The organism is Serratia sarumanii (genome assembly GCF_029962605.1).
In the GTDB taxonomy this organism is placed as follows: domain Bacteria; phylum Pseudomonadota; class Gammaproteobacteria; order Enterobacterales; family Enterobacteriaceae; genus Serratia; species Serratia sarumanii.
The window spans coordinates 411,769-429,057 of the sequence record NZ_CP124750.1 but is presented as its reverse complement, the minus strand read 5'-3'; the positions used below and the strand labels follow the sequence as shown (position 1 = coordinate 429,057).

Sequence of the window (17,289 nt, the reverse complement as noted above, 5' to 3'; positions counted from 1 at the left end):
CGGCTCCCGGAACGGTAAGCGGCGGGCGGGGATCATCATTTCCATGTCTTAAATTGCTCCAAAAAACACCATTGCTCTCATGAGGATATCACAAGCACATATCTCCTCTTTTATAACTATAAATTGGATTATGCTTTTAACACTAAAAAGCATCATTTTCGGCTTTTTGGTATGCAGATTCCTGCAATCGCCCTTTAAGCGATCCACTCTCTGATGGACGATGCCATGACTGAAAACACTGCCGTACCGCTGTCGGTACTGGATTTATCGCCAATCCCGCAAGGGGCCAAAGCGCGCGACGCTTTCCACTGTTCGCTGGATTTGGCGCAGCACGCCGAACGCTGGGGCTACCGGCGCTACTGGCTGGCCGAGCACCACAACATGACCGGCATCGGCAGCGCCGCCACCTCGGTGCTGCTGGGCTATCTGGCCGCCGGCACCCAGAGCATTCGCCTCGGCTCCGGCGGCGTGATGCTGCCGAACCATGCACCGCTGGTGATCGCCGAGCAGTTCGGCACGCTGGAGTCGCTCTACCCCGGCCGCATCGATCTGGGGCTGGGCCGCGCGCCCGGCACCGATCAGCGCACCATGATGGCGCTGCGCCGCCACCTGTCCGGCGATGTGGATACCTTCCCGCGCGACGTGCAGGAGCTGCAAAACTACTTCTGCGACGCGCAGCCCGGCCAACTGGTGCAGGCAGTGCCGGGCCAGGGGCTGCACGTGCCGCTCTGGCTGCTCGGCTCCAGCCTCTACAGCGCGCAGTTGGCGGCGCAGCTTGGCCTGCCGTTCGCCTTCGCCTCGCACTTCGCCCCGGATATGCTGTTCCAGGCGCTGCAGCTGTACCGCGAAAACTTCAAACCGTCCAAACAGCTGGCGCAGCCGCACGCCATGGTGTGCGTCAACGTGATCGCCGCCGACAGCGATAGCGATGCGCGCTTCCTGTTCAGCTCGATGCAGCAGCAGTTCATCAACCTGCGCCGCGGATCGCCCGGCCCGCTGCCGCCGCCGGTGGATAACATCCACGCGCTGTGGACCGCCGGTGAGCAATACGGCGTCGAGCAGGCGCTGCGGATGTCGATCGTCGGCGATGAAAAAACCGTGCGCCACGGGCTGCAAACGCTGCTGCGTGAAACCGATGCCGACGAGATCATGGTCAACGGCCAGATCTTCGATCACCAGGCGCGGCTGCGTTCGTTCGAGATTGTTGCCGGAGTGAAAGGCGACGTCGTGAAGGGATAAAACGCGAAAAGGCGGTGGGGAACCCCACCGCCTCGGCGTTAACGCTGGATCAGATAGCGGATGGTCGGCCCGTCCTGCTGGATATCCAGCACCTTGTAGCCGTGGTTGCGCGCGTCGAGCGGAATGTTGTTGATCGACTGCGGGCAATCGCTGATCACCTCCAGGATTTCCCCCGGCTTCAGCTGCGGCATCGCCTCCAGCGTCGCCACCGCCGGGTACGGGCAAGGCTCGCCCAGCATGTCCAGCCGGTAGTCCGGCACTATCGTCGTCTCTTTCATGGCAGGCTCCTCAAATTCACCACCTGCGCCTCAGGCCGGGCGCGGAAAAAGCGTTTCTCCCACCACAGCATGGCGGCGAAGGCCAGCGCCAGCAGCAGGTAGGTCACCAGCAGGCCGCCGATCGGGCCGAAGGTGTCGAGCAGGTTGATCTTGTCGTAGTCGGTCGCCAGCGCCGGCGCCAGATCGTCCCAGTAATAGGCCAGCAGCGTGGCGCCGATGATGTTGCCCAGCCCCACCCACCAGTAGTGCACCTGCCCTTCCACCGCGCGGTACATCCAGCCGGTCTCGCAACCGCCGGCCAGCACGATGCCGAAGCCGAACAGCAAGCCGCCCAGCACCGCATTCGGGCCGGCCCACATGATTTTCGGCGCCACGCCGAGCTGCACGTAGCTGAAGATGCCGATGGCGCTCACCGCCATGCCGATGATGATGGCTTTCGCCATGTGGGTGCGGCCGGTGATCCACAGATCGCGGAACGCCGAGGTGAAGCAGATCTGCGCGCGTTCGATCAGCAGACCGAAGCCGATGCCGAACAACATGGCGATGCCGAGCTTCGGCGCATCGAACAGCGTCCACAGCGACCAGGCCACCGCCAGGCCGAAGACCGCCATGCCCAGCCGGAAGCGGCGGCGCGCCTGCTCAGGCTTCTGCGTCAGCGGCGCGGCGGCCTTCACCTTTTGCAATTTAACCGGAATGCGGAACATCGGCAGCAGCGTGAATTTGGCGCCGAAGTACGACCCTGCGGCGGTCGCCAGCGCGAAGAACCAGGCGTGCAGCGAGAACTGCGGAATACCGGTGAAGAATGCCGCCAGGTTACAGCCCATCGCCAGGCGCGCGCCGAAGCCGGCGATAATGCCGCCCAGCAGCGCCTGCACGATGCGAATGCGGTGCTGCGGCTGGCGCAGCTTGATGTTGTTGGCCCACAGCGCGGCGGCGATGCAGCCGGCGAACATGCCGATGATCATGCGCCCGTCGATGCGCTCCAGCGGCGTGCCCTGCAGGCCGATAACCTTGAAATAGCCCCACTGCTCGGGGTGCAGGCCGAACCACTGCAGCACATGGCCGCCCCAGCGGGTGAACTCGCCGGTCACCGCCCAGAAGGTGCCGGTCATGCCGAAATAGTAGGTAGAAAGGATCCCGGCGGCGATCACCGCCGGCAGCGGCGCCCAAAAGCGCACCAGGTATTGAGATTTGAACTGCTGCCAACTCATGGCATCTCCCGTGCATATCATCCGTAAGAAAAAACCTTATGAATGATACGCCATTCGGGGACGTTTGACGGCAACTTTCAGGCATAAAAAAACCAGCCCGCAGGCTGGTTTTTCAGAGCACTACACCGCGAACGGTGAATCAGCGATTACGCGTCGCCGAAACGACGACGTGGTGCAGCAGGTGCGCCATCATCACGGCGTGGCGCCGGTTTGCCGTCACGGTTGTAGTTACCGCCACGACGCTCGCCGCCGTTGCCGCCTTCACGACGTTCGCCGAAGGAACGACGTGGGCCGCCTTCGCGACGTTCGCCGTTGAACGGACGACCGTTGCCGCGACGCTCGCCGCCGTTGCCACCGTCACGACGCTCGCGGCGTTCGAACGGCTGTGCATCGCCCAGCAGCTGCATGTTCATCGGCTTGTTCAGGATGCGGGTGCGAGTGAAATGATTCAGGATCTCGCCCGGCATGCCTTTTGGCAGCTCGATGGTGGAGTGGGACGCGAACAGCTTGATGTTACCGATGTAACGGCTGCTGATGTCGCCTTCGTTAGCGATCGCGCCAACGATGTGACGGACTTCTACGCCATCGTCACGGCCCACTTCGATGCGGTACAGCTGCATTTCGCCAACGTCACGACGTTCGCGACGCGGACGGTCGCCGTCACGGCTATCGCGGCTGTCGCGACGGTCGCCGCGACGATCGTCACGGTCGTTGAACTCGCGGCGCTGGCGCGGTTTGAAGACCGGATCCGGCGGCAGGATCAGCGGACGTTCGCCCTGAGCCATTTTCAGCAGCGCTGCGGCCAGGGTTTCCATATCCAGCTCTTCTTCCGGCTGCAGTTTGGTCAACAGTGCGCGGTACAGATCCAGATCGCTGCTTTCCAGCTGCTGCTGAACTTTTGCGGCGAACTTGGCCAGACGACGCTCACCCAGCAGTTCTGCGTTCGGCAGTTCCACTTCCGGGATGGTCAGCTTCATGGTGCGTTCAATGTTGCGCAGCAGGCGGCGTTCGCGGTTTTCCACGAACAGCAGCGCGCGGCCGGCGCGGCCCGCACGACCGGTACGGCCGATACGGTGAACGTAAGACTCGGAGTCCATCGGGATGTCATAGTTGACAACCAGGCTGATGCGCTCAACGTCCAGGCCACGGGCCGCAACGTCGGTCGCGATCAGGATATCTAGACGACCGTCTTTCAGGCGCTCCAGGGTCTGCTCACGCAGCGCCTGGTTCATGTCGCCGTTCAGCGCGGCGCTGCTGTAACCACTGCGCTCCAGCGCTTCGGCCACTTCCAGGGTCGCGTTCTTGGTACGGACGAAGATGATCGCCGCGTCAAAGTCTTCAGCTTCCAGGAAACGCACCAGCGCTTCGTTTTTACGCATGCCGTACACCGACCAGTAGCTCTGGCTGATGTCCGGACGGGTGGTCACGCTGGATTGGATGCGCACTTCCTGCGGCTCTTTCATGAAGCGGCGGGTGATGCGACGGATCGCTTCCGGCATGGTGGCAGAGAACAGCGCGGTCTGATGTTCAGCCGGGATCTCAGCCATGATGGTTTCTACGTCTTCGATAAAGCCCATGCGCAGCATTTCGTCGGCTTCATCCAGCACCAGACCGCTCAGGTTAGAGAGGTTCAGGGTGCCGCGTTTCAGGTGGTCCAGCAGGCGGCCTGGGGTACCCACAACGATTTGCGGGCCCTGGCGCAGAGCGCGCAGCTGCACGTCGTAACGCTGGCCGCCGTACAGGGCTACCACGTTGACGCCGTTCATGTGTTTGGAGAAATCGGTCATCGCTTCGGCAACCTGAACCGCCAGTTCGCGGGTCGGTGCCAGCACCAGGATCTGAGGTGCTTTCAGGTCTGCCTGCAGGTTGTGCAGCAGCGGCAGCGAGAACGCTGCAGTTTTACCACTACCGGTCTGTGCCATGCCCAGCACGTCGCGGCCGTTCAACAGGTGAGGAATACACTCAGCCTGGATCGGAGATGGTTTTTCATAGCCCAGATCGTTCAGGGCGGAAATGATTGGAGCAGACAGCCCCAGATCAGCAAAAGAGGTTTCAAACTCAGTCGTCATGTACACGTGCCTCATTAATAATGGCAGCCAGTCTACATAACTCGTCGAGAAAATTTTCAGTCATTTTCATTGAAAAGTGTGAACCGGCTCAAATTAGATTATAAAACGAACAAAAAAGCCCTCGCCCGTGAAGGCGATAACTTTGGTTAAAAACCAATGTTCATCAGGCTGATAGGTGTTCGTCAGCTATTGCTGGTCCGATTCCGATAGGTCGTCTTGCTCTTGGCCCAAAAGCGCCAATTCCAACAATGCATAGCGGTGCTCAACGAAGTTGTGAACGTTGTTAGCCACCGTCAGTTTGAACAGCGCCGAAGCGGTGTCCTTGTCCCCCAGACTCAGGTAGTGTTTACCCAAATAGAAGTCAGTTTCACTGAGATGCTCAGCGAGCGAAGTGTTATCCGTTGCATCTGCCTTGAGGCGTTCCATCAGCGTTTTTTCGCTGATCTTGCCCAGGTAGAATTCGACAATATTCCATCCCCATTGCCCTCTGTCCGCTTTGTCATAGCGCTGCTGAAGCGCTACCTCGGCCTTCTTGGGATCGATTTCTCGCTCCACCAGATACAGCCATAACGAACGGAAGGGATCGTTTGGGTCGTCTTGATAAAACGCCTGCAGATCATCCTGCGCCAACGGGAAGCGGCCGCCATAATACAGTGCGATGCCCCGGTTTAAACGCGCGTAATTGTAAGTTGGATCAAGCTCTAGTACAGAATCAAACGCTTCATAGGCAGCATCAAAATTGCCTGCCTGCGTTAAGTAAATGCCCAGGTAGTTGAAAACTTCCGGCATGTCGGGACGTATCGCCAGCGCCTGCGAGAAATCATTGCGCGCTAATGCACGTAACCCGAGGCTATCATACAGCACACCGCGCTCATATAAAAGCTGTGCGCGTTCGTCGTCCGTCAGTGCCCGGCTGGCAAGAATTTGTTCCATGCGCGCCAGGATCACTTCCTGCTGCAACGTTGGCTGCAACGGGATTGCCAAAACTTCGTCTTTACGCCAATCATGGTTGCTGCATCCTGCCAGCATGAGTGCTGTCGCAACGTAACACCAGCGCAAGAAAGGCTTCATTTCCCACTCCCGAAGACAAACATTGGATGAACGTCCTGTCCTCCGTTTGCTAAAACGCGGGCATCCTACCCGCGCGATACGAACAGCTCCCAACCCCGTGGCGGGGAGCTGTAAAACTATCTATACAGTTATTCTGCTTCAGGCGCAGGTGAACCCGCTTCCGGCGCCATCGCTTCTTTGATGCTCAGACGCACGCGGCCCTGACGGTCAACTTCCAGTACCTTAACCGGCACTTCCTGACCCATCTGCAGATAGTCGGTCACTTTCTCGACGCGCTTGTCGGCGATCTGAGAAATGTGTACCAGACCTTCTTTACCACCGCCGATAGCGACGAATGCGCCGAAATCAACGATACGGGTCACTTTACCCTGGTAGATACGGCCCACTTCGATCTCTGCCGTGATCTCTTCGATACGACGGATAGCGAATTTCGCCTTCTCCCCGTCGGTCGCAGCGATTTTAACTGTACCATCATCTTCGATTTCGATGGTAGTGCCAGTCTCTTCGGTCAGCGCGCGGATAACGGAACCGCCCTTACCGATCACGTCTTTAATCTTATCCGGGTTGATGCGGATAGTATGAATACGCGGTGCGAATTCGGAGATATCGCCGCGCGGGGTGCTGATAGCCTGTTCCATCACGCCCAAGATGTGCAGACGCGCGCCCTTGGCCTGGTTCAGAGCCACCTGCATGATTTCGCGGGTGATGCCTTCGATTTTGATGTCCATCTGCAGCGCGGTGATACCGTCGCGGCTACCGGCCACTTTGAAGTCCATGTCGCCCAGGTGATCTTCGTCACCCAGAATGTCGGACAGAACCACAAAGTTGTCGGCTTCTTTCACCAGGCCCATCGCGATACCCGCAACGGCAGCCTTGATTGGCACACCGGCGTCCATCAGCGCCAGAGACGCGCCGCACACGGAAGCCATGGAAGAAGAACCGTTGGATTCGGTGATTTCAGACACCACGCGAACCGTGTACGGGAAATCTTCCGGTTTAGGCATCATAGCCAATACGCCGCGTTTCGCCAGGCGACCGTGACCGATTTCACGACGCTTAGGAGAACCGACCATGCCGGTTTCGCCCACGGAGTACGGAGGGAAGTTGTAGTGGAACAGGAAGCTGTCGGTCTTCTCGCCCATCAGCTCGTCCAGGTTCTGCGCATCGCGCGCGGTGCCCAGGGTCGCGGTAACCAGCGCCTGAGTTTCGCCACGGGTGAACAGCGCGGAACCGTGGGTGCGCGGCAGTACGCCGGTGCGCACGTCCAGGCCACGGATCATGTCTTTTTCACGGCCGTCGATACGCGGCTCGCCACGCAGTACGCGGCTGCGCACCACGTTTTTCTCCAGGTTGCCCAGGATGTCCTGGATTTCGCCGGCGTCCAGCGTTTCGTCCTGCGCCAGCAGGGTTTCAACAACGCTGTCTTTGATCGCGTCAACCTGAGCGTAACGCTCTTGTTTTTCGGTGATGTGGTAAGCGTCGCCCAGGCGAGCTTCGGCCAATTCAGCCACGCGCGCTTGCAGCGCTTCGTTGACCGCAGGCGCCTGCCAATCCCACTTCGGTTTGCCGGCTTCGGCAACCAGCGCGTTGATGTTTTCGATAACCACTTGCTGCTGGTCGTGGCCGAACACCACGGCGCCCAGCATCTGATCTTCGCTCAGCACGTCCGCTTCGGATTCCACCATCAGCACCGCGCCGGCGGTACCGGCAACCACCAGATCCAGACGGCTTTCTTTCAGCTCATCGGTCGTCGGGTTCAGCACGTACTGATCGTTGATGTAACCCACGCGCGCGGCGCCGATTGGGCCGTTGAACGGAATACCGGACAGGCTCAGGGCTGCGGAAGCACCGATCATCGCAACGATGTCCGGGTTCACCTGCGGGTTAACGGAAACCACGGTCGCGATCACCTGAACTTCGTTCAGGAAGTTGTCCGGGAACAGTGGACGGATCGGACGGTCGATCAGACGAGAAGTCAGGGTCTCGCCTTCGCTCGGACGGCCTTCGCGACGGAAGAAGCTGCCCGGGATGCGGCCGGCGGCGTAGGTACGCTCTTGGTAGTTAACGGTCAGCGGGAAGAAGCTCTGGCCCGGCTTGGCTTTTTTCTGGCCAACGACGGTAACGAAGACGGCGGTGTCATCCATGCTCACCATAACGGCGGCGGTGGCCTGACGCGCCATCATACCGGTTTCGATGGTGACGGTATGCTGGCCATACTGGAATTTGCGAATGATCGGTGTCAGCAAAATTATATCCTTGATTAGCGGCGCGCAATCGCATTGACGACTCGACACGCCTGTGACTCGATTTGCCTTCTCACTACATCCTCGCGACTAATGACAATCCTTATCTCAGGCGGGAGATAAAGCCTCTCATTAGCCGCGCGAACCTCTGTAACGGAAGAACCTGTTTGGAAACATCAGTAATACATTAACCTGATTTGCTTATGCTTCCTAGAAGAAAGGGGCCAAAATAGGCCCCTTTCCACTGAAACTTGCTAGATTAGCGACGCAGACCCAGACGCTCGATCAGGCTGGTGTAACGTGCTACATCTTTACGCTTCAGGTAGTCCAGCAGCTTACGACGCTGAGAAACCATACGCAGCAGACCACGACGGCTGTGGTGATCTTTTTTGTGCTCGGAGAAGTGGCCTTGCAGATGGTTGATCTGCGCAGTCAGCAGGGCAACCTGAACTTCGGTAGAACCGCTGTCGTTAGTACCACGACCGAAATCAGCTACGATTTGAGCTTTAGCTTCAACACTTAGAGACATTGTAATACTCCAGATTATAGATAATAAAAACAGGCGCCGATCTCTAATTCAGCAACCCAATGCATAAGCTGCGCCATTCTACTCTTAGCGCAGTGCGATCGCAAGGCGACGCAGAGCCCCGCCGTCAGTCGAAATGCTCGACCACCAGGCGGCGCGGCGCCACGCGACCGTCCTCGGCGATGTCACCAACGCCGATGAATTTTCGCTCTTCACCCTCGGTGATACGCACCAGGCCAGAAGCCGGCGCGCCGGCCACTTGCACCGGTTGCCCCTGCTTGACGTAGCCCGCCACCACCGGCAGCAAATTCACTTCCGGATAGTTCTCAACCGGGCTGTCCATCGGCATCAGCAGCGGATCGAGCAGCTCGCCGGGCGCGATCGCCTGTTCCTGCGCCTGAGCCAGCAAAGCGTTCAGCTGTTCCAGCGTCACCATGCGCGCGATCGGATAAGTCGCCACCTGCAGGCGGCGCAGATAGATCACGTGCGCGCCGCAGCCCAGCAGCTCGCCGAGATCGTCGGTGATGGTGCGGATGTAGGTGCCTTTCGAGCAGTGGATCTCCAGCTCCAGCTCATCCCCTTCCCAACGGATAAACTGCAGCTCGTACACCGTGATGCTGCGCGCTTCGCGCGGCACTTCAATGCCCTGGCGCGCATACTCGTAGAGTTTCTTGCCCTGGTATTTCAGCGCCGAATACATCGACGGTACCTGCTGGATATCGCCGCGGAAGGTGTCCAGCGCCGCGTCGAGCTGCGCCTGGGTGAAGTTCACCGGGCGCTCCTGCACGATCTGGCCGTCGGCGTCGGAGGTATCGGTACGCTGCCCCAGCTTGGCGATCACCCGATAGCGCTTGTCGGAATCGAGCAGATATTGCGAAAACTTGGTCGCTTCGCCCAGGCAGATAGGCAGCATGCCGGTCGCCAGCGGATCGAGCGCGCCGGTATGGCCCGCCCGGTTGGCGTTGTACAGGCGTTTTACTTTTTGCAGCGCATCGTTGGACGACAAACCCTGCGGCTTGTCCAGCAACAGCACGCCGTGGATATCACGGCCGCGGCGACGAGGGCGACTCATTAATCCTCCTTGTCATCACCTGAGGCGGAACGGCGCTCGGCGTCGTTCTTCACCACGTTGGTCACCAGGTTGGACATGCGCATGCCTTCCACCAGGGAGTTGTCGTAAGCGAAGGTCAGCTCCGGCACCACGCGCAGGCGCATCGCTTTGCCCAGCAGGGTGCGGATGTAACCGGAAGCGTCCTGCAACGCTTTAATGCCGTTGGTGACCAGATCCGGATCGTGGTTCTCGGTCAGTACGTTCAGAAAGGTGACGTAAACCTTGGCATACGCCAGGTCGCGGGACACTTCTACGCCGGAAACGGTCGCCATGCCGACGCGCGGATCTTTCACTTCACGCTGCAGAATGATCGCAATCTCTTTCTGCATCTCTTGCGCCACGCGTTGGCCGCGGCTGAATTCTTTTGCCATTTTGGATTCTCCAGACAAATCGGGGGGCACAAGGCCCCCCGTAAACAGATATAAGCAGATGTGCAATCGTTAAGCGATGGAGCGTTGGATCTCAATGATTTCGAACACTTCGATCATGTCGCCGACGCGCACGTCGTTATAGTTCTTAACGCCGATACCACATTCCATGCCGTTACGGACTTCGTTAACGTCATCTTTGAAGCGACGCAGGGATTCCAGCTCGCCTTCATAGATAACCACGTTGTCGCGCAGTACGCGGATTGGGTTGTGACGCTTGATGGTCCCTTCGGTAACCATACAGCCGGCGATAGCGCCGAACTTAGGCGATTTGAACACGTCACGCACTTCGGCCAGGCCGATGATCTGCTGCTTGTATTCCGGCGCCAGCATACCGCTCATCGCCTGCTTCACTTCGTCGATCAGGTTATAGATCACGGAGTAGTAACGCAGATCCAGGCTTTCCGCTTCGATCACGCGGCGCGCAGAAGCGTCGGCACGCACGTTGAAGCCCAGGATGATGGCGTTGGAAGCCGCAGCCAGCGTCGCGTCGGTTTCGGTGATGCCACCTACGCCGGAGCCGACAATCTTCACCTTCACTTCGTCGGTGGAGAGTTTCAGCAGCGAGTCGCTGATCGCTTCGCAAGAACCCTGTACGTCGGACTTCAGTACGATGTTCAGCTCGGACACTTCGCCGTCGGTCATGTTGGCGAACATGTTTTCCAGCTTGGACTTCTGCTGACGCGCCAGTTTGACTTCGCGGAACTTGCCCTGACGGTACAGCGCCACTTCACGCGCTTTCTTCTCGTCACGCACCACGGTCGCTTCGTCACCCGCTGCAGGCACGCTGGACAGACCCAGGATTTCCACAGGAATAGACGGACCGGCAGAGGTCACGTCACGGCCCAATTCGTCGCGCATCGCACGCACACGGCCGTATTCGAAGCCGCACAGAACGATGTCGCCCTTGTTCAGCGTACCTTCCTGAACCAGCACGGTAGCCACAGGGCCACGGCCTTTATCCAGGAAGGACTCGATCACCACGCCGCTCGCCATGCCGCTGCGAACCGCTTTCAGTTCCAGAACTTCGGCCTGCAGCAGGATAGCCTGCAGCAGTTCGTCGATACCGGTACCGGCTTTCGCGGACACGTGGACGAACTGCGCTTCGCCGCCCCACTCTTCCGGCATAACGCCGTACTGAGACAGTTCCTGCTTAACGCGGTCCGGATCGGCTTCCGGCTTGTCGATTTTGTTCACCGCAACCACCAATGGCACCTGCGCCGCTTTCGCGTGCTGGATAGCTTCGATGGTCTGTGGCATCACGCCGTCGTCGGCCGCCACTACCAGCACCACGATGTCAGTCGCCTGAGCACCGCGAGCACGCATCGAGGTAAACGCGGCGTGGCCCGGAGTATCCAGGAAGGTGATCATGCCGTTCTCGGTTTCTACGTGGTAGGCACCGATGTGCTGGGTAATGCCGCCGGCTTCGCCCGCCGCCACTTTGGTGGAGCGGATGTAGTCCAGCAGAGAGGTTTTACCGTGGTCAACGTGGCCCATGATGGTCACGACCGGCGCGCGCGGCTCGGCCGCAGCGCCCGTATCACGGTCGCTCATCAGCGCTTCTTCCAGCTCGTTTTCACGACGCAGGATAACTTTGTGGCCCATCTCTTCGGCAACCAGCTGTGCGGTTTCCTGGTCGATAACCTGGTTGATGGTGGCCATGGCGCCCAGCTTCATCATCACTTTGATGACCTGAGAACCTTTTACCGCCATCTTGTTGGCCAGCTCGGCCACGGTGATGGTTTCGCCGATCACCACGTCACGGTTAACCACCTGCGCCGGCTTGTTGAAGCCCTGCTGCAGAGCGCTAGGCTTGCGTTTGCCTTTACCGCCACGGGTAACGGCACGCGCTTCTTCGCGATCCGCTTTGGATTCGGACAGCTTGTTGCCTTTCTTCTGCTTGGTGGCTTTGCCGCCGCGGGTGCGGCTGCGACGATCGCCTTCAACTTTGGCGTCGTTTTCGTCTTCCGCGGCGCGGGCGTGCTGAGAGGTGGTCACGTGATAGTCGGCGCTTTCAACCGCGGCGCTTGCCGCGTCTGCCTGGGCCCACTTCTCGCCGTTCTCTTCGGCCATGCGACGGGCTTCTTCCGCCACGCGCTTGGCTTCCTCTTCAACCTTGCGGCGCACTTCCTCTTCCGCTTTGCGTTTCAGTTCAGCGGCTTCGGCTTCACGGCGTGCTTTTTCCGCCTGAGCTGGCTTGGTCATTTCGTCGGTATGTTGATTGGTCACTTTTTCTTTTTCCGCTGAATTACGCTTAGCAATCTCCGCGGCCTCACGTTTGGCTTGCTCTTCGGCTGCGCGCTTCGCTTCCGCTTCGCGTTTTGCGAGCTCTTCCGCTTCGCGCCGTGCCTGCTCTTCCGCTTCACGCTGTGCCTGCTCTGCCGCTTCAGCCAACTGGGCTTCCTGCGTATCGCGATTTACATAAGTGCGTTTCTTGCGGACCTCAATTTGCACCGATTTACTTTTACCGCCGGTGCTCGGGATATTCAAGGTGCTGCGCGTTTTGCGCTGCAAAGTGAGTTTACCCGGCGCGCTACCGTGTTCACGGTTCAGGTGCGCCAGCAATGTTTCTTTTTCTTGCTGGGTAACAGAGTCCGACTCGGACTTGTTGATCCCTGCATCAGCAAACTGCTGTACCAGGCGATCAACCGGAGTCTGAATCTCTGCTGCCAGCGATTTTACGGTTACATCTGTCGTCATGCTGTTCCTTCCTGCTACAGTTATTACGCGTTGTCGCCAAACCAACAGATATTGCGTGCAGCCATGATCAGCTCGCCGGCTTGCTCGTCGCTAAGCCCTTCAATATCAGCCAGATCGTCAACACCCTGCTCGGCAAGATCTTCCAGCGTACAAACCCCACGCGCGGCCAGTTTAAAGGCCATGCTGCGCTCAAGACCCGGCAGGTTGAGCAAATCGTCGGCCGGTTTGTTGTCGCCCAGGCTTTCTTCTTGAGCCAGGGCCAGCGTGGTCAATGCAGCTTTGGCGCGTTCGCGCAATGCTTCAACCGTATCTTCATCCAGACCGTCGATTTCCAACAGCTCTTTGATCGGCACGTAGGCCAGCTCTTCCAGCGTGGAGAAGCCTTCTTCAACCAGTACGGTGGCGAAATCTTCGTCGATATCAAGATACTTGGTGAAGGTATCAATAGCGGCATGAGCCTCGGCCTGGTGCTTGGCCTGCAGGTCGTCCGCCGTCATCACGTTCAGTTCCCAACGATCGTCGCCGCGGTGTTGTTTCAGCAGCTGGGAAGCCAAACGCACGTTTTGGCCGTTACGGCCGATCGCCTGCGCCAGGTTGCTGGCTTCAACGGCGATATCCATGGTGCAGTTATCTTCGTCTACCACGATCGACGCGACGTCGGCCGGTGCCATGGCGTTGATGACGAATTGCGCTGGGTTATCATCCCACAGGATGATGTCGATACGTTCGCCGCCGAGCTCGCTCGACACGGCCTGAACGCGCGCACCGCGCATACCTACGCAGGCGCCGACCGGGTCGATGCGCTTGTCGTTGGTTTTCACTGCAATTTTCGCGCGGGAGCCTGGATCGCGGGCTGCCGCTTTAATTTCAATCACTTCTTCGCCGATTTCCGGCACTTCGATGCGGAACAGTTCTTTCAGCATTTCCGAGCTGGAACGGCTGACGAACAGCTGCGCGCCGCGAGCTTCAGGACGCACGGCGTACAGTACGCCGCGAATGCGGTCGCCCGGACGGAAGTTTTCGCGCGGCAGCATGTCTTCACGGCCAATCACCGCTTCGGCGTTGTTGCCCAGATCCAGTGCGATGCTGTCACGGTTCACTTTCTTCACCACGCCGGTGACGATCTCACCTTCGTGTTCACGGAAAGCGTCAACCACCATCGCACGCTCGGCTTCGCGCACTTTCTGCACGATAACCTGCTTGGCGGTTTGGGTGGTGATACGGTCGAAGGTCACGGATTCGATCTGATCTTCGACGTAGCCGCCGAGCTCGATGCTCGGATCCTCAAACTGAGCGGCTTCCAGCGTGATTTCACGCGTTGGCTGCGTCACTTCGTCTACGGCGACCCAACGGCGGAAGGTATCGAAATCGCCGGTTCTGCGGTCAATGCTGACGCGCACGTCGATTTCCTGCTCGTATTTTTTCTTGGTTGCGGTGGCTAATGCAGTTTCCAGCGCTTCGAAAATCTTCTCACGCGGAAGGGATTTTTCATTGGAAACTGCTTCAACAACAGCCAGAATCTCTTTGTTCATCCTAGTTGCCTCTTCCAAACTTTAAAAGTGGGGTACCAGGTTCGCTTTCTGGATGTTGCTCAGCGCGAACACTTCATCTTTCCCTTCCACAGTAACCGTGATCATCTCGCCTTCGACAGACTTGATAATACCCTGCCACTTGCGACGGTTCTGTACCGCCATGCGCAGGACCAGGCTGACTTCTTCACCGAGGAAACGCGTATAGTGCTCAGCGGTGAACATCGGGCGATCAAGGCCAGGAGAGGAGACTTCCAAGTTGTAAGCGACCGTGATTGGATCTTCGACGTCCAATACAGCGCTGACCTGGTGGCTGACATCAGCGCAATCATCAACATTGATGCCGTTATCACTATCAATATAGATGCGGAGCGTCGATTGGCGCGCACGAATGAATTCGATGCCTACAAGCTCAAAGCCCAACGCTTCTACGGGTGCCGAAAGCATCTCTGTTAACTGTTGCTCTAATGTGGACAAGCCCACCCCCAAGACATAAAAAAAGGGCTAAATAGCCCAGTGATTCTGTTGCCAAATAACAAAAAACCCCGAAAAATCGGGGCTTTATGCAACTGGACCCTGTTTGCCGCTAGGCGGCCTCGGTACAACTTTCGAGCAAGTGTCATTTTCAAATGTTGATCGAGAAAAGCGGATTTCAATCGAAAAGTGTATTTGAAAATAAACACTTAAAGGAAAGTGGTTGCGGGGGCCGGATTTGAACCGACGACCTTCGGGTTATGAGCCCGACGAGCTACCAGGCTGCTCCACCCCGCGTCCGAAAACGTGGCAAATACTACGCCGATAATCGCAAAATTGCAAGTTATCTCTGGGATTTGGTACCGAGGATGGGACTCGAACCCACAAGCCCGTTAGGGCACTACCACCTCAAGGTAGCGTGTCTACCAATTCCACCACCTCGGTACTGATTCTTACTGCTAACGGCCGTTGTTCTTTCGAGTTCACAACCACCGTTTACAAACTTTTTCGGCTTACTGCGGGATATCGCTGCTCGGCTTGGCAGGTGCTGCCGGCGCGGTTGTCTGCTCAGTTTTCACTGGCTGACCCAAGTTTTCCCACTCGCTGCCTTTCTTGCTTTGGTTGCTGCTGAGGTTGCCCAGAATCAGGCTGATGACGAAGAACAGCGTCGCCAGCACAGCAGTCATGCGGGTCATAAAGTTACCGGAACCACTCGAACCGAACAATGTGCCTGATGCACCTGCTCCGAAAGAGGCTCCCATATCAGCGCCTTTACCTTGCTGCAACATAATCAGAGCAACCAGCCCGATTGAAATCAGCAGGAAAATTACCAGAAGAGCTTCGTACATAGTAGTACCCGTATCCTTGCGGCCTCACCGCATGCCAAATGCTTCACACTCATCAAGCAGGCGTTTTTATAAACTGCCTACTGAAGCGGGTGTGAATACTAACCAAAGCCGCCAACCCGCGCAAGGGCAATTTGCAGCCGCCGGCGCGTTTGCGGAAAAAAACGCCAACAATCGCCTATTCGAGCTCAGCTGTGCCGAGCCCGATGGCTAACTGTCTGTTTTAACCGGCGGATTTCACCGCATCGGCAATGCGATGCGCCAGCGCGGTCACCTGCTGCTCGTCCTCGCCTTCCACCATTACGCGGATCAGCGGCTCGGTGCCCGATTTGCGCAGCAGCACCCGGCCGCGGCCGGCCAACTCGGCCTCTACCTGCTCGGTGACCTTGCGCACCGCGTCGGACTCCAGCGGATTGTGATCGCCGGCGAAGCGCACGTTGACCAGGATTTGCGGCAGCAGCTTCATGCCGCTGCACAGGTCGTGCAGGCTCATGTGGTTGCGCACCATGGCGGTCAGCACCTGCAGCCCGGCCACGATGCCGTCACCGGTGGTGGTTTTGTCCAGCAGGATCACATGGCCGGAGTTTTCCGCACCGATGCGCCAGCCCAGCTCCTGCAGCTTCTCCAACACATAGCGGTCGCCCACTTTAGCGCGAGCGAACGGAATACCCAGCTGTTTCAGCGCCAGCTCCAGCCCCATATTGCTCATCAAGGTGCCGACCGCACCACCGCGCAGTTGCCCCTGACGCAGGCCTTCGCGGGCGATGATGTACAGGATCTGATCGCCGTCCACCTTGTTGCCCAGGTGATCCACCATCATCACGCGGTCGCCGTCGCCGTCGAACGCCAGGCCCACGTGCGCTTTTTCCTGCAGCACGCGCTCCTGCAGCTGACGCACGTCGGTAGCGCCGCACTTCTCGTTGATGTTCATGCCGTCCGGCTCAACGCCGATGGCGATCACCGTGGCGCCCAGCTCGCGCAGCACGCTCGGCGCGATGTGGTAGGTCGCCCCGTTGGCGCAGTCAACCACGATTTTCAGCCCCTTCAGGCTCAGCTCGCTTGGGAAGGTGCCTTTGCAGAATTCGATATAGCGGCCGGCGGCGTCGATGATGCGGCTGGCTTTACCCAGCTCGGCGGACTCCACGCAGGTCAGCGGCTTTTCCATCTCGGCTTCGATAGATTCTTCGACGTTGTCCGGCAGCTTGGCGCCGTCGATCGAGAAGAACTTGATGCCGTTGTCATAGAACGGGTTATGAGAAGCGGAAATGACGATGCCCGCTTCTGCGCGGAAGGTGCGCGTCAGATAAGCCACCGCCGGGGTGGGCATCGGCCCGGTGAAGGAGGCGGACAGCCCTGCGGCCGCCAGGCCGGCTTCCAGCGCGGACTCCAGCATATAGCCGGAGATGCGCGTATCCTTACCGATGATGATCTTGCGGGAACCGTGACGCGCCAGCACTTTACCGGCCGCCCAGCCCAGCTTCAGCACGAAGTCCGGCGTGATGGGGCTGTCCCCGACCTTGCCACGGATGCCGTCGGTGCCAAAATATTTGCGCTCGCTCATGTCT

General features: G+C 58.6%; 15 protein-coding genes and 2 tRNA genes. 1 reads left to right on the top strand and 16 read right to left on the bottom strand.

Annotation, left to right across the window (positions count from 1 at the left end):
- The first annotated feature begins 225 nt into the window (after nt 1-225).
- A complete protein-coding gene (locus SSARUM_RS01975) occupies nt 226-1,239 on the top strand; it encodes a luciferase-like monooxygenase (protein ID WP_170310560.1) in 1,014 nt (337 codons plus the stop codon).
- A 38-nt stretch (nt 1,240-1,277) separates the two neighbouring features.
- On the opposite strand, the gene yedF is transcribed toward SSARUM_RS01975, so the two are convergent.
- The 16 genes from yedF to glmM form a co-directional block, all read right to left on the bottom strand.
- On the bottom strand, nt 1,278-1,517 hold the full coding sequence (yedF, locus tag SSARUM_RS01970) for a sulfurtransferase-like selenium metabolism protein YedF (protein WP_004933486.1): 240 nt from the start codon (nt 1,515-1,517) through the stop codon (nt 1,278-1,280).
- Nucleotides 1,514-2,728, bottom strand: a complete 1,215-nt coding sequence (gene yedE, locus SSARUM_RS01965) for a selenium metabolism membrane protein YedE/FdhT (RefSeq protein ID WP_033648664.1) — start codon at nt 2,726-2,728, stop codon at nt 1,514-1,516. The genes yedF and yedE overlap by 4 nt, the downstream gene beginning before the upstream one ends.
- 146 nt (nt 2,729-2,874) lie before the next feature.
- Nucleotides 2,875-4,797 carry a DEAD/DEAH family ATP-dependent RNA helicase gene (locus tag SSARUM_RS01960; RefSeq protein WP_033641661.1) on the bottom strand — a complete coding sequence of 641 codons (1,923 nt, stop codon included), beginning with the start codon at nt 4,795-4,797 and terminating at the stop codon, nt 2,875-2,877.
- Nucleotides 4,787-4,861: a protein YrbN gene (yrbN, locus tag SSARUM_RS24615; RefSeq protein WP_223182019.1), complete on the bottom strand. Its 75-nt coding sequence runs from the start codon at nt 4,859-4,861 to the stop codon at nt 4,787-4,789. The genes SSARUM_RS01960 and yrbN overlap by 11 nt, the downstream gene beginning before the upstream one ends.
- A 122-nt stretch (nt 4,862-4,983) precedes the next feature.
- Nucleotides 4,984-5,868: a lipoprotein NlpI gene (gene nlpI / locus SSARUM_RS01955; protein WP_033636826.1), complete on the bottom strand. Its 885-nt coding sequence runs from the start codon at nt 5,866-5,868 to the stop codon at nt 4,984-4,986.
- A gap of 128 nt (nt 5,869-5,996) precedes the next feature.
- A complete protein-coding gene (gene pnp, locus SSARUM_RS01950) occupies nt 5,997-8,114 on the bottom strand; it encodes a polyribonucleotide nucleotidyltransferase (protein ID WP_033636825.1) in 2,118 nt (705 codons plus the stop codon).
- Between the two features lie 256 nt (nt 8,115-8,370).
- Complete coding sequence (gene rpsO / locus SSARUM_RS01945; RefSeq protein ID WP_004933502.1) at nt 8,371-8,640, bottom strand: 30S ribosomal protein S15; 270 nt, start codon at nt 8,638-8,640, stop codon at nt 8,371-8,373.
- Nucleotides 8,641-8,764: 124 nt separating this feature from the next.
- Nucleotides 8,765-9,709, bottom strand: a complete 945-nt coding sequence (gene truB, locus SSARUM_RS01940) for a tRNA pseudouridine(55) synthase TruB (protein WP_039567792.1) — start codon at nt 9,707-9,709, stop codon at nt 8,765-8,767.
- A complete protein-coding gene (rbfA, locus tag SSARUM_RS01935; RefSeq protein WP_004933508.1) occupies nt 9,709-10,119 on the bottom strand; it encodes a 30S ribosome-binding factor RbfA in 411 nt (136 codons plus the stop codon). Before rbfA ends, truB begins: the two co-directional genes overlap by 1 nt.
- Before the next feature lie 69 nt (nt 10,120-10,188).
- On the bottom strand, nt 10,189-12,876 hold the full coding sequence (infB, locus tag SSARUM_RS01930; RefSeq protein WP_033636822.1) for a translation initiation factor IF-2: 2,688 nt from the start codon (nt 12,874-12,876) through the stop codon (nt 10,189-10,191).
- Between the two features lie 23 nt (nt 12,877-12,899).
- Nucleotides 12,900-14,408 (bottom strand): transcription termination factor NusA, encoded by a 1,509-nt coding sequence (gene nusA, locus SSARUM_RS01925; RefSeq protein ID WP_019453340.1) that lies wholly within the window; start codon nt 14,406-14,408, stop codon nt 12,900-12,902.
- Nucleotides 14,409-14,429: 21 nt separating this feature from the next.
- Nucleotides 14,430-14,882, bottom strand: coding sequence for a ribosome maturation factor RimP (gene rimP, locus SSARUM_RS01920; protein ID WP_028127574.1), 453 nt, complete (start codon nt 14,880-14,882; stop codon nt 14,430-14,432).
- A 217-nt stretch (nt 14,883-15,099) separates the two neighbouring features.
- Nucleotides 15,100-15,176, bottom strand: a tRNA-Met gene (locus SSARUM_RS01915).
- A 60-nt stretch (nt 15,177-15,236) separates the two neighbouring features.
- A tRNA-Leu gene (locus SSARUM_RS01910) sits at nt 15,237-15,323 on the bottom strand.
- Nucleotides 15,324-15,391: 68 nt separating this feature from the next.
- Entirely contained in the window at nt 15,392-15,727 is a 336-nt protein-coding gene (gene secG, locus SSARUM_RS01905; RefSeq protein ID WP_004933519.1) for a preprotein translocase subunit SecG, read from the bottom strand.
- A gap of 220 nt (nt 15,728-15,947) precedes the next feature.
- The gene (glmM, locus tag SSARUM_RS01900; RefSeq protein ID WP_060430737.1) at nt 15,948-17,285 is read right to left on the bottom strand and encodes a phosphoglucosamine mutase; all 1,338 of its coding nucleotides are present in this window, start codon (nt 17,283-17,285) and stop codon (nt 15,948-15,950) included.
- Nucleotides 17,286-17,289 lie beyond the last annotated feature (4 nt).